This is a genomic window from Klenkia sp. AC732 (assembly GCF_979256525.1).
In genome coordinates this window covers 1-233 of sequence record NZ_CEEDOS010000189.1, presented here as the reverse complement: position 1 = coordinate 233, position 233 = coordinate 1, and the positions used below count along the sequence as shown (strand labels likewise).

General features: G+C 82.0%; 1 pseudogene. It reads left to right on the top strand.

The features are described 5' to 3' along the window. A pseudogene (locus AC0IVP_RS22220) lies at positions 1–233 on the top strand (cytochrome P450); the annotation flags it as partial.

The following is a 233-nucleotide window of genomic DNA, read 5'->3' as shown; positions in this document are numbered from 1 at the left end:
GCGGATCGGCGCACTGCGCGCCGGCGGGCTGGCCCTGGCTCTGCGTGGGGACCGGGTGGCCCGGCTGCGGCACCGGCCGTGGCGGCTGGACCCCTACCCGGTCTACGCCCAGCTGCGCGCCGCTCAGCTGGCCGGTGGCCCGGGCCGCTCGCGCACCGGGCTGACGGCGCTGGCCCCGCACGCCTCGGGGGAGGCGGGGCTGCGGGACCGGCGGTTCGGCGTCCGGCTCTCCG